2 protein-coding genes (1 of these 2 cut by a window edge) are annotated in these 14,639 nt (G+C 54.9%); both read left to right on the forward strand.

Going from position 1 to position 14,639, the window contains the following annotated elements; translation table 11 throughout:
- Positions 1 to 14,304 (forward strand): pyridoxal-phosphate dependent enzyme, encoded by a 14,304-nt coding sequence (locus WC515_03185; GenBank protein ID MFA5146367.1) that lies wholly within the window; start codon positions 1 to 3, stop codon positions 14,302 to 14,304.
- A protein-coding gene (locus WC515_03190) for a ribose-5-phosphate isomerase A (protein MFA5146368.1) crosses the window boundary here: on the forward strand, positions 14,258 to 14,639 show its start. The gene runs 18,410 nt beyond the window's last position; the window shows 382 of its 18,792 coding nt (coding positions 1-382); its start codon is at positions 14,258 to 14,260; its stop codon lies off the right edge, out of view. Before WC515_03185 ends, WC515_03190 begins: the two co-directional genes overlap by 47 nt.

A 14,639-nucleotide genomic window follows, 5' to 3' on the forward strand; every position in this document is an offset into this window, starting at 1 on the left:
ATGGAAGTCAAACCACAGAAAAGATCGAAGTTCCATCCCATAATTAGGATAATATCATCCATTTTGATATTATCTTTCCTTCTTTATGATATAACATGGGCCTATCCGGATCTCTCTCTCCAGCATAAACAGCAAGATAGCACACTCGCCCCGTCCTCGTTCTTCGCAAAGAAGGGCTCTCCCGAAGAGGTATACGGCAGGGTGATAGAAGAGTATATAGAGCGTAATAATGTGCCCAGGGATAAGCTCGTCCTTGGCACAGTCCTCGGGATATTGGAGAGATATAAAGGCGAAGAGTGGTTCGCCGGTAATATAAAATACTACCCGGAATATAAGGGAAGTGATATAGCCGAGATACGCATATCGTTCTCCGCGAAGTACCTCTTCAGGTACTTCGACCCCCGTTTCGCAGACGAAGATAGGTACGCCAACCAGCTGGAGAAGATATCCTACACCGATCCCGTCACCTTCGAAAAACGGCTCCTCGATACGCTGCCCCTCAATGAAGGCAAACTCTCAAAGCAGGTGCTGAAGGTGGAGGCGCTGGCTGGGCCCGCAGAAGAAACGGCCGGAGCCGTATCTGGACGGCCCGCATTCGACCGGCAGGAGAACGCGCTTCTCTGGTATGAGATCGCACTGAGCGGCCTCGCCGGGTTTACGATAGCCCTCCTTTCCGGGTATGGCGCGATCAATAGCATCCTATCCGCTTCGCTTGCGGTGATGCTGGGGATATCTTTCCACGAGTCGCGCCATTATACGAAGGCGCGCGAACTCCTCTCCGGCCATGCGCGCCGGCTAGGCATGACGGCTTACGCTAAGGATTACGGCCGCTCCTTCTTCTCCGCGATATTCGGAAGAGACGACGGGGCCATCCTCAAGGTCTCGATCGATACCAAAGGCGTTCACCTGGATCATCCCGCAAAGTTATTTACCGCGGAAGAGAATATCGCGATAGCAAAGAGCGGCGCATTCGGTAATATGATACTTGTGGGATTCTCCTTCCTGGCCTCCTACAGCTCCTACGGACTCTTCGACTCATTCAAACCTTTCATAGTGACGGTGGCGGCGGTCTCTCTGGCTCAGGCGCTCCTTTCGTTCCTGAGGGAAGGCGGCCTTTTCCGGGACGAGGCACCTGACGGCACTGGAGATCCTGACCGGACTATCGATGGAGAGCCGGAGGCGGGAACGGCTCCGGATATGTGGAGAAATAACGATCCTTCCGGCGAGGATGACGCGCTCAAGGAGAAGGTCATATCGGCCATGAGGCATATCGGAGATGACCGCGTGACGAAGAAGACGCCTCTCCTGAGGATGCGCAGGCTGAGCGATATGGCCGGTAAGCCCGTCTTCCTTAAAGACGAATCCGTCCAGGTCTCCGGTTCGTTCAAGATGCGCGGGGTGGCCTTCGAGGTGGATGAAGCGGTACGCGGCAGGATAGCGGAGATAGATAAGTTGGACCCATCCCTCAGGGACAGGCCGTTCTACATAGTGACCCAGACGGACGGGAACCACGGCATAGCGATGATCGAGGCGGTGCGGCTGGCCGTAGAGAAATATTGCCGTCTCCGCCCTGACCTGAAGCAGTTCCTGCGGGGCATAGAACCCGTTGTCTTTACGATCCGCGGCCTTCCCGAAGTCAAGAGGGGGGCGATGGTCCGATATCTGGACGACTATCGCAGATCCGCGGGAAGCGCGTCAAAAGGCGAAATAAGAGAATATAAAGATTATGCGGAAGCCAAAGCGGCGCGCGAACTTTTTATAGAATTCAATAAAGACAGAGCGGCATATATGAAGCATGGCGGGATCGACATAATGGCAGGCCATGCCTCTGCCGGTATAGAGATCAACGGCCAGTTGTCCGATGAAGGCGGTATAGGGCCCGACAAAAAAGTCGTGCTCATCGTGCCCGTGGGCGCCGGCGGGCCCGTAGGTATAGCCGCCGGGTTTAAGATGGAGAGGTTCGACAGGGCCAAGACGGTCATCGTGCAGACGGAGCCGTACTCGGCCTTCATACGCAGCCTCATCCTTGGCAGGACGGTGAAGAACATCCCAAGCCCGCCTCCCACCGCTCTCGTGAACGGGAGACCTGTGGTATTTGAGGACGGTATCGCCGTGGATATGCCTGAAGAAGAGGCGCTTAAGGTAGCCGGGGAATTTGTGGACAGGGGGGTGATCGTAGACGACAGGATGGCGCTCGACAGGAGCGCGCCGATCGCCATGGCAGATCTGTCTGAGGCTAGAGGATCCGGGGAGGCCGTGGTGGGAGGGACGACGGCCGCCACGGTTGAAGCGCTTCTGGAGAATCTCGAAGACCTTGATGTCATAAAAGAGGCGGATGCCATAGTGCTGTTGGGGACCGAGGGGAATGTGGACCCGGATATCACGGAGTATATCAGGGGCCGTTCCCTGGCAGGTCCGGAAAGGCCGCAGCAGGCGCGTCCGGGTACGGACTTCAAAGGATTTGCCGGAATGTTGATCCTGCTCTCCGCGTCCCTCCTGGCGCAATACGCAGTCAATGCCTTCTCCTGCTATTTCGGCGCACCCATCCCGTCCGGACCGGCCGAGGCCATGCTCGCGTCGATGCCGTTCGGGATATTTGCGGTCTTCTTCCTGGCAAGGCCTGATGATACGGATCGGGGGCGCAGTATGGCCGGCCCGTCTCTTGATAACCTGGATAGGTTCGATAAACAGAGTTATGCCGAAGTATTGGACCATAATAACACAGTAGTGAGGATATACGATCGCGGGATCCCGTCAGACGAGGTGGGCGGACTGGATGGTGTCAGGGTAAGGGTAAGGTTGGGCGATAAGGGATATCTCTCTTTTGGTGTGCATACTTGGGCCTCTTTCAGCGCTGAGTACGGTAATAGGATAGCAGATGCTTACATGGAAAAGGGGCACGTGACGAAGGTCATGATATACAGAGCCGATCCCGCGGACGGCGTAGATGTCGAAGAGATATTCGCGGAGTTCCGCAACGCCGATACCGGAGCACTTCTTCATGCCTTCTGGGGAAATGTCCGCGCAAGTCTGGTAGACCGCCTGAGCGAAAATTCCAGCCGTCTCATATTGAAGAATTACGCCCTGTCGCCCAACGGGGCATTGTCGTTTGCCGGGAAGACGAGGGCGCGTTTCGGCGGAGACTACGGCAGCAGGTTAATAGACGCCGAGCTTGAAGACGGCCAGGTGACAAAGGTCTTGATACGTAAAGAGAACCCTTCCGAAGGATTTGAAACAGAAAAGATGCTGACCCAGCTCAGGGACGGCGGGACCGGGAGGGTGGTTTCAACGTGGTGGGGGCACATAAAACAGAAAGAGTATCAGTCCATTGTGGAAAGCCGCCCCGGGCTGATCTTGCGGGATCGTCTGGATAGTTACGGAAAATTGACCCTGGCGTCCAGGACATGGAAGACGTTCGGCAGGGAATTCTCGGGTAGATACGTCGAAGCGCTTATCGAGAGAGGGCATGTGACGAGTGCCGCAGTATACAGAGAGGACCCTGCCGGGGGTGTAGAATTAAATTATATCTTCTCACAACTTATAGACAGGGACACGGGCATGCTCGCCTATGCATGGGGGGATGCGATACATGCGGAGACCTTAAGGGAACTTGCGAAAAGCCATCCCCGCCTTCTCTTGAGGCATATCAATTTATCGGGAAGGGGAGATCTCTCTTTCGCGAAGAGGGTCTGGGCGCGTTTTGGCGTCGACTATGCAGGCAGAGAGATAGAGGCCGATATTGACGAAGGGCACGTGACAGGCGTCAGGATATATAGGAAAAACCCGGAAGACGGCACCGAACGTTCTGAAAGGTTCATCGAACTCCGTGACCCGGCCAGCAACAGATTAATCTATACATGGTGGGAAAATCTCAGTGCAGAAAAGTTCGATAAGCTGATAGAAGCTTACCCCCGACTGAAATTACGGAATTACAGATTGCCGCCCAGTGGCGTCATATCTTTTGCCCACAGGGACGGGGGTAGTTTAGACCCTGAATATGGCGGAAAATTGGTGGAGGCGGATCTCGAAAACGGCCATGTGACCAAGGTAAAGGTGTATACAATAAGTGCCGAAGACGGAAGCGAGGTTACTGAGTTAGAGGAAGATTATTCCGAACTCCGCGATCGCGATACCGGAAAGCTCCTTAAGACATGGCGGAAGGCAATGACTGCAGGTACACTTCAGGGCATAGCCAGACGCTATCCGCGTCTCGCCGCAACGCACCGTATTTCAAAGGCCGGCATGTTTGAGATAGGCGCTATTACGACCTATGTCAGCACCAGGTTCAAGGACTATATGGCGAAGGCAAAGCTCGATGACGGGAAGATGCGGCTCGTTGAATTGATCTGGCAGGAGGACGGCGGGACCGTCAAGAGCAGGGTCGGACCGGGTTTCGGGCGCTCCGGCAGGCGGAAATTGTTCGAAGATGAAGAAGATTTTGTGCTTGATCTCGCCGGGAGATTAGAGGCGAACGGGATAGACGCCGAGATGAGCCTGGCGGTCAGCGAATCTCTCGTAAGGCTGCACAGGGATTCCCTGGGGATATTGGTCCAATATGAGTTCATGAGGCAGGAGGACGCGGAAGGCATAATAGGGCTTGACCCGGAAAGGATAGATTGTAAGCAGCTTGCGCAGAGCATCAGACATACCGTTGAGGGCTATAGGCAGCTGGGTATCCCTGATAGCGCCGTAAACAGGCTTCTGGCTACCCACATTCCTCCGATAGGTTTTATCAATTATCTCCAGCGCAGATACCGGCTTGGAAGAAAGATGGGGCTCATCTTACAGACATTGCGCCGTTTTAATATAGAGGCGTGGGTCAAAAAGTATCGCGATGTCATGGACAGGCGCGGCACCCTGGACAGGCAGAAGCACCTGAAGGAGTATAGGCCGGAAAACAATGATCTTCTCGCGGATACAGGGAGGAGAGACCTTCTTGGGCAGCTCAAAGGATATCTGCAAATACTGCGTGTCCTGAGCAACAGGGGATCCCGCAGTTTTGAATACAGCGAATGCAATCCCGGGAGACACGGCGGATATGAGATGCTTATTGACGCTCCCCGGAACGATATCAGGCCGGGTCAGAGGTTCTATATAGGCGAACGCGAATTCCTTGTAGAGGTTGTCGAGGTGACCGGAGCAAGATCGGGTAAGCTTATAGTGGAGGTCAGGGAGATAGGCGGGGCAGAGGCAACCCTGCCCAGGGCAGGCACCATAGCGAATAACCCGGAGAGCGTCACATATGATGTCCAGATCAGGATATTACAAAGGGTCATAAGGAACCTGGAAGATACGAATTGTGCCACCGCTTCGTACCCCGGCACAGAGGAATTCGCCGCCATAGACAGGATGCTGGGACTTGCCAAAGACGTGTCTCCGACGAATTTAGATTCCATACAGGTGAATTTTTTGGATGAGCGCATCCCGCGAAGATTGGCGGACGGGGAATGGAAGGGCGATGAATCGCAGGAGGCGGCGGTCAAGCTCGCGCTCGGTGGCTCCAGACAGATTGTAGTGCACGGCCCTGCCGCGACCGGCAAGACGACTGCCATTGTGGAGATGGTCCGTCAATACGCGAAGCAGGGGAAGAGGGTGCTGGTCGTATCGCAGATGAACCAGGCCGTGGATAACGTGATAAAGGAGTTGATGGACGATGGGTCGATCCCTGTCGCCCGCCTGGGCAATAACCCGTCGGACTTCAAGTATGGTACGGAGCGGGTCTGGTTCCAGGATGAAGAGGCATACCGCGGATTCCGGGAGAGGTTCAACAGGCAGCGGTCGAACGCATTCGTATTCGGGGCGACATCCATAGGCATCGCCACCGATAGGAAGCTCAGGGCCCTTGCCGGAACGAGGAGCAGACCCCAATTCGACGTCGTCATAATAGATGAGGCAAGCAGGGAGACGTTGACCGGCGCGCTCGTGCCCCTGCAATACCTGACAGGTGACGGTAAGCTCGTCGTCGTCGGTGACCGTAAGCAGCTTCCCCCGTTCGTGCTTGACGAAGAGATACGCGCCCTCCGGGAAGCAGGTATAGAGGATGGGCTGATAGACGGGTTCTACCGGGACGTAATAGGGACGCTGGCCGGCACCGGGAGGGCAGACGAGGTCACGCTCCTCACTAACTGGCGTTCCCACCCGCTCCTGGCCGGTCTTGTATCCGAGCTGTTCTATGAAGGGGATGTCAACAGACGGGGTTGGGAGGATTTCGATAAAGATACACTGAGTTTAAAGGTAATAGACATATCAGAAGAGAGGGACTATTACGAAACGCCGGTCGGCGACTCGTACCAGAATTTAAGATCGGCGCGGGAAACGCTGGACCTTGTAGAACACTACAAGAACAATAGAAATGTCCCGCTGCCGAAGATCACCATAGTTACGCCCTACCTGGCGCAGGTAAGGCTTCTCGAAGGCATGCTCCAGGAAAAATACCGCAGGTTATCAACCGACTCATTACCACATGTTACGACCATCGACAGTTACCAGGGAGGGGAGAACGACACCATAATAATAGACACCGTGAGAAGCAATCAGCGCGGAGAGATAGGGTTCCTCAAAGACCTGCACAGGTTATGTGTCATACTCTCCAGGGCGCAGGAGAACCTCGCTATAGTATGGGATTCGAGGGTATTCATGCGTGAGCCGGAATCGGTCTCTGAGGCCGACCGGCCGGCGAGGGAGATATTCATAAAGTTAAAAGAATATTATGAGAGAGAGGTGCTCTCGTTCTTTCCTGAGCCGGAAGGGCGCGGCGCCATCGTCTCCGATGACGAAGATGATGACACGCCGCCGTCCGGAAGCGCCGCGCCAGGGCATATAATGCTCTATGCCCATGACCCGTTCGGCATAACGCTTGCCTGGACGGCGCTGCGGGGATTATTCAGAAGATTGTTCAGGCAAAACAGAGTTCCCGGGAGCCCTGAGCCGGATCGTAATGATATGGAAGTGCGAGCCATGGCCAGAAAGATAACCGTAAGATTGAACGACCTGCATGAGATATATAAAGATATAATCGACCGCATACCCGATATAGCGTCCGAATTCAGTGATATGGTGTCGGAATTTAACAGGCTCGGTAAAGAGTATAATGACCTTGGTAAGCCGCAGGAAGAACGGCAAAGGACCGTTAAGGACGTCCATGACGGTCTTAATAAAATATCCGGTGATCTTGATAAGCTGAAAAATGAGCTTATGCGCATTGATGAGTCCAGGAAGAGTGGCGCTGGACTTGGCCCCGGTTCGCCAAAGGCCACAACAGGGGCAAAGGTCCCCGTTTATGAGGATGTGGTCCTGGCTCTCAGCGCAGGGCATAAATCGACCAAGCTGCTCCATCTGGAAGATATGCGTAACCAGTTGCTTGAGATGAGGACGGACGGATCGTCCGCTTACTGGGTCTTCGGTATAGAAGAATGTGAAAATGCGGAAGAAATCCGGGGGCGGATATCCGGGATGCTGAGATGGAATATAATCAGATCGGCCCTTCCTGGTGATAAAGTATTTCTTTCTTTCGAGCATAGTTTCAGATCTTCCCGTTCTCCGGAGGGTCTCAAAGATATCATGGAAGCGGCTTTCCCGGAAATAGATTTCAAGGGGGGCTTCATCTCTCCCGTATATAAGGGTACGGCCCTGACAGTTGCAGCCCTGCGCGAAATAAGCGGTGGTACGGTTGCGGAGCCGGAAGGAAACCTGGGTCCCGGGGCGATGAATGCCGGTGCGCCCTTCGACACGATGCCCCTTGCGGGAAAGCTTATAGTGCTCGATATGGACGAACTCATGTTCACATGGCATCCGGAACCGCTTGCCGAGAGGAAAAGGGGAGAGGGTCGCATCAGGGCCAGGCTTAAAGGCATCGAGGATAAACGTGAACGGGCGAGGATACGTGGCGAACTATCCCGCTCGTTCATGGCGGAATTTAGGGCGCGGCATTTGAGGGGCGAGAAGATAATAAAGGTCCGCAACGAGCTTTTGCCAGCACTCAAAACTCTCAGGGAGAACGGGGCCGAGATAGCCGTAGTTACGGGAAGCTCACATATATACGCGGAGGTGTGCCTTGAGATGGCAGGCGCGCTCGAATATATAAGCACCGGAGACGGCGGCGGGAAGGCGATCTATTGCCTTACCGAAGATGAACGTAAGGTTACGAAGGCAGGTATGCCGGTGGGTAAGGCATTCAAGGATGCCGCTCGCGACTTCGGGAAATCCGATGCAGGCGCATGGAGCCGGGACACGATCTTCATAGGCCATGATACGGAGACCGACATCCCATGGGCAATGGCCGACAGCAGAGGGAATGGCCCCGTCTTTATACGTCTCGACGAGCTTACGCCGGACGATATCCCACATACGCCGTTAGATACCGTTATAGATATAGTGCGTGCGTTGTCATGGAAAGGTGATGGCGACATATCCGCGGGTTTCAGATCTGCATACCTCAACGCCCCTGCTAACGGGTCCCGGGACACCACGTCATACCGGGATATAAAAGATATTGAGGCAGGCGGGTACAGGTTCGAGATGAGAAAGGTATATTCAGACGGACTGCTCGTTCCCGTAATATCAGGCATCATTGTACGCAAGGCAGCACCCGGTACGCCGCGTCCTGAGTTCGGCATTTTAAGGGAAAGCGGCAATTTTATCTTATTTATAGCCGCAGGGTTAGATATTACACAGCATGCCTCCGGCCAGCAGGTTCAAATGGCAGGGTTCGGCGGCATATCGATAGTATCGGCGCTTATCGTGCTGATAGGCGGCGGAGCGCTCTATCTCTATAAACGCAAGATGAACGAAGAGATGAAGAAGGATGTTAGGAAATTCAACCATGATGTCAACTCTTTGATGAATACCATCATGAGTGCCGTCGAAATGGATAACGGCGAGGACAAGGGGCTTATCAATCTCTATGTACGCCGTAAGAATACCCGCGATGATCTGGAGAGCAGGATTAGAGATGCCCGCAGGAAGATCTTCGACAGAGAAGCCGCCGTGAAAAAGGTGTGGAAGGAGATCGAAAAGTTTGTAAGTATATTGAGGATGGATCTCGAAAAGATCCCCCGCCATCATACGCCGCCTCCGAATAACGCCACACACAGGAAGCCCCTTGGGTCGCCCGCGGAATGTCTCAGTGTATTATGGAGGAACAGGGCGGATCTTGAGGACGCGCCTATTACCCGGTCCGGCATTCAACGCCTGGTATTGCGCCCCTATTTCAAACGCACGACGATCGCGTATGAATTGGAGACGCTCTGCGCCGCAGGTCTCCTGGAGATACGGCCGGAAGACCGCGGAAAGCGGGCCCTCACATATCATCTGAGCCCGCTATTATTGAAGATCCCGGATGAAGAGATGATGCGCATAGTGAACGCGATGTCGATAGACGGCGACTCTGTACTCCAGCATGGCTCAAACCGGTATAATGGGTTTGACCCGGTCCGTCTTGAAAAGTTTAGAGATGAGATAGCAAAAGTCACCCATTTGGCGCTTGAAGCAAAGATAATATCCCTCTATGCCGATTCCCAACATACGCCGCGTTATCACGCCGAACGAGTCGTGCGGCTTTCAGAGATGGTAGCGCGCCAGAGGGGTGACTTTACCGAGGACGAGATCCGCGACCTGCGTCTCGCGGCATATGCCCATGATATAGGTAAAGAGAGGAGCATCTTCGAGTCATCGGCCATATTCCCGTCATTCATCAGGGATAAGGTCACAAGACAGCACCCCAAAAGGTCGTTAAAACTGCTTCAGGAAGCCGGCATATGGCTTCCCGTTGAGTGCCTTGAGGCGATAAGGGACCATCATAAGGAAGGGGCCAAGTCAAAGTTCACAGATGTCATATATGCGGCCGACCATTTAGACGGCCCTATCGATACCTTGAGGCCGCACAAGAAGCCGAATGGAAAGACGCTGCAGGAAGAGATAGAGAGAAGCCGCGCTGCCATGGAGAGGCTCTATTCCGACGGAGATATAAGTTCGGGGACTTTTGAGGCGATCAAGGTCTTATTCGACGACCCCTCATTTACCGGGATATTGGAAGAGGCCCTTAACGCCCGCGCGGTACATCACAAAAGAGGACCGGAAGACGCGGGGATAGACCTGTCGCCTTACAAGGCCTTCGGCCGGCACTATGCGGACAGTATAGCGGTTTTGAGGAACAGCGATGCCGAAAAGGAGAGGAAGGTGGTGCCGCTCATGATGGTGAAGGCAAGCGGGCTGGATAGGACGATGCGCGCGGCGCTTTCCGCCGGCATACGGGGATGGCTTGATCCCCGGTACAGAGGGCTGGTGAGATGGCCCGGCGCCGTCCAGAATATAGCCGGCCAGCTTGAAAGCACGGTCTCTCCCGGAATATATCTGGCCGTTTCCGGTTCTCTCGGGGTCGAAGGATATGTGGAGGTCGAAAATGGCGCTATAAAGATGATCGAAATAGCGCCGTGGAACAGGAAGGAAGAAGACGGGAAGAGGCGATATATAGGTGTGGGGCCTCAGATGCTCGCGTTCGTCGTGGCGGCCCTCTTCAGGAAGAACGGCGCCGCCGAAATATATGATCCGAACGAAAATACTCTCCGCGCGATAGGGGAGATCAACATAACACACACAGGCGATCATCGGTGGCTTATCGACGTGACGCAGTTCGAGAGCATACTTGCCGCACAGCGCGAAAAGATAGGGCATCTGATAGATCGATATGGTTTCGAGGCCGACGACCTGCGCGATCCCGCCATCAGTGTCATGGTCGCCCCGCCTGAGGTCGTTGCCGGTCTGGAGAAGCACCGCGGAGGGGCCGTATTCGACCCGCGCGACGCCCGCGGCAGTATGGAGCAGGCTGCCAGGACAGCCGTTGAAGCCTCGATGAAAGAAAGGGCGAGGATGGCGCTCGAAGCGCGCCTCAACGACATCAGGGTGATGATGAAGGCGATGCAGGGCGAGAGGAGACGCGAACTCCGGAGGAGAGATACAAATGGCCACGACGACAGGGTGCGAAGCGTCAACAGGCGGATAGATAATCTCAGGGCGGAGAAGGGCAGGATAATAAGCCGCCTCATCGGGGAGATGGGCCCGGAAACGGTTGAGGCGACGAAACGGCGGTTCGGAGCGGTTAAAGATAGGCCCGTCAAGGCCGTCATATTAGATGTGGATAAGAACCTGACCGATTCGACCAGGCGGATCACGCCCGAGGCGATCGATATCATACTCTGGCTCCGAAGCGAGGGCGTGCCGGTCATGCTGGCGACCGGCAGGCATTACCGGTGGGTCCAGGGCGGCCGCGGGCCCGGATGCGATCTGGAGACGGTGCTCCTCGATATTCACAGGGCCATTGAGATAAGGGGTATCCCGCCCGGCGAGCGGCGCGATATACTGGAAGGGTTATATGCGGCTTCGGAGAACGGCCTTACGATATCGAACGGTTTTGCGGAAGGCGAAGGATCGCGGCGGAATTACGAAGAGTGGCTCTTAAACGAGGTCGGTATCAAGCTCGATGCGGAACGGGAGAGACGGTTCAGGGGCTTCCTGGACGGGCTCAACCTGGAGGGCTACGGCCTGTCGGCCATGGGACGCGAAGCGAAAGAGCGCTCCTATACTTTCTACGGGACCGCCGAAGAGATGGCGCATCTGAGCGAAGCGCTTCCGAAGATACTGGAAGACGCGGGCCTGAGCGATGAGAATATGAATGTGTTGAACGCCGGAGAGGCGACCGACGTCGTCTTCTACCCGGTAGATAAGTCCATCTGCCACTTATTCTTCAATATGGTGCTCGATATATATGATGATAAGGACGGCGTCATAGTGGCCGTAGGCGATTCCGGCCAGGAGGGCGGTAATGACAATCCGATGCTCGTCGGCCGGCGCGGCGGTCTTTCGAGCGACAAATATGATCCTGCCGATAACAGGATGATCGCGCTGGCGCTGATAAGCGGCACAGGGCCGGGGATGCCCTCCGCCATATGGGCAATGCGCCAGCTCCTGTATAAGACATCAACCGGCCTGAAGCGCCTGCCGCACTCGACCGCTCCCCCCGCTGGACCTGTCCCTGCATCATCCGCCCCCGGTCCCCAACCCCCCGCCGCAAACCCGGTCATCCGGGTCCAGGCCTTTTACATTTCCGATATAGCGAACCGGTTACGACACTGGATAAGGGATAACATGTACGAATACGGTTGGTACTGCTCTGACCATGCGGTGGTCTTATACCAGGCGCTCTCAGAAAGCCGTGTCGTGATGGACCACGGTCTTAAGGTATATGTGCGCCATTGGCCAAAACTATCCCACTATACGGTTGAGGTCGTCGCTCAAGATGGTACGTCATATCTTGTGGATACGTATCCGGAAGGGCGCGGTATGGTGCAGCACGATGCCACAGTGGTGGCGCTCAGGCCGGGAGAGGATTTCGTAAAAAATTACGGGTACGTGTCAGAGTCGGTGGTCGTCTATCCGGAAGGGTTCGATGAGAATTACGAAGCGGCATATGAAGTGGCGAAGGTACGCCTGAAGGAGAGATGGGGGGGTGAGGCCGCCAGATTATACGATGAGAGTTTGGAGAGAGGTGAGATCGACGGGAGGGTGGGCAGGAAGCTGCTTGCCGAGATAGGCCCCGAGACCCGGCCGGCCGGTTGGGAGCCGCTGGATATCATAGGCCACATCTTCAGGGCGCTTGATATATCGGGCAGAGAACTCGTATGGCGGGAGCTTCCGGACGGTTTCAGGGCCGCCGAAGTGCCCGTAGAGGGCCTGCGAAGATATGCGGTCCTGACGGCGTTCAACCTGCCCGAATCGGAAGAGCTTAAAGGCGGCCTGTCGATCATAAGTTACCGTGATATGCCGGTATTCTTATTGTTCCGGAGCGGAGCGGATGACAAGAGAAGGGTGGTGGACCTGTCGGTCTACTATGACCTGCCGGGAGCTGAGATATCCGGGTGGATCAAAAGGACCGCCGGATGCACATTCCTGGCCGGCGGCGATATCGAGTACATCAGCCATGAACATCCGTTCATGTATGCCACCTTCAATCAACTGGGCGGATTGGCCGGTACGGACACAGAACCCCGAACGATGCACCTGGATAGACCCCGGATCGTAAAGATACCTGTGTTGCCCGGTGTCCGGGGCCTTCTCCACCCGTCCAGTATTATAAGCGCCAGGGCAACGACGAAGTTCGTGAAACCCGAAAGCAGGGTGCTCGTCCTCGGCACATTCATAGGGTTGAACGCGCGCATCGCCGCTGAGAAGGGGGCGAAGGTCGATGCCACGGATATAAAAGAGATGGCGGTGGAGAACACAAAACTGACCTGTTCCCGGGTAGAGACGAAATATCCGGTCAATGCCTTTGTCAGGGACCTATTTGACGGCCTGGGCGAATATGACTTCATCATCTTCGATATGCCTCATCACCCTCTTATGTGGAAGGATAACGGTATCCCCGTAGACAGGATAACGCCTTCGGACCGGAATCTCTACGACTTCAACGATGAGCTTCTTAACAGGTTCGCCGAAGAGGTCGCGGGCCATCTTACCGAAGGCGGATGCGCCGTTATTGTCAATATCGAATCTCCGGTCATACGTAAACTGCTGGAAGAGAAGACAGGATTATCTGTGGCTACCGACTTCTTTGGCGAAGAGGGCGATTCGATGGCGTACATCATCCGCAAGGAAACCCCGTTCCAAGCCCAAAACCCCGTCCTCCAAGCTCCCGGCCCCAAGCTCCAAGCCCTCCTCGCATCCTCGCTCCGATACGAGCGCGACAAGGCCGGCACGCCCACAGATATAGTACCCGAAGGCCGTACGGTGATGCTCTCCGAAGGTCTCTTCGATATGGAGAAGAAGACAGAGCTTGTAGAGCTGATACTTAAGAATAAAGGCAGCAGCATACAGATATTGCCTGTAGATGAGCTCCGCCGCAGCGCCATAAGCGGGAGGGCCACGAAGGATAATACCATAATAGTCCTTACAGAGGAGGAATTTAACGACCCGAAGGTCTGGAACGGCTATGCCAAGGAAGAGCGCGGTATAAATTCAAGCGTCCTGTTGCTGGATGATAATGCTAAATTTATAGGCACGAACTACCTCTACCTTGAAAGTGTCCTGAAGCTATCGGTAGCTATAATGGCGGGCAACAGGGGTGCGGTCGGATCCTTCTATAAGCTCATAGCCGGAAGGCCGATAAGCGATGAGGCGCTCGCATCCCTCGGTATTGACCCGGTCACCTTTGCCCTCAATGCGATACTGGAGTTCGATGAGATGAGCGTTAAGGACGGCGAAGAGTTTGAACGATATAAGAGATCGATGGAGATATACCTTGCAGCTGCTTAACGAAGATAGAAAGTTCAGGAGGGTCATCCGCATAATAGCGGGCGTGCTCGTAGTGACGTTCCTTGCGCAGGACGTGGTGTGGGCGTACCCTGACCTGGCAGAGGCGCACCATGCCCGGAGCGCCACCCTCGCCCCGTCCTCGTTCTTCGCAAAGAAGGGCTCTCCAGAAGAGGTATACGGCAGGGTGATAGAAGAGTATATAGAGCGTAATAATGTGCCCAGGGATAAGCTCGTCCTTGGCACCGTCCTCGAGATATTGGAGAGATATAAAGGTGAGAAGTGGTTCGCCAACAATATAAAATACTATCCGGAATATAAGGGAAGTGATATAGCCG

It is taken from the genome of Candidatus Omnitrophota bacterium (genome assembly GCA_041650805.1).
GTDB lineage: Bacteria > Omnitrophota > Gorgyraeia > 2-01-FULL-45-10 > 2-01-FULL-45-10 > JBAZKM01.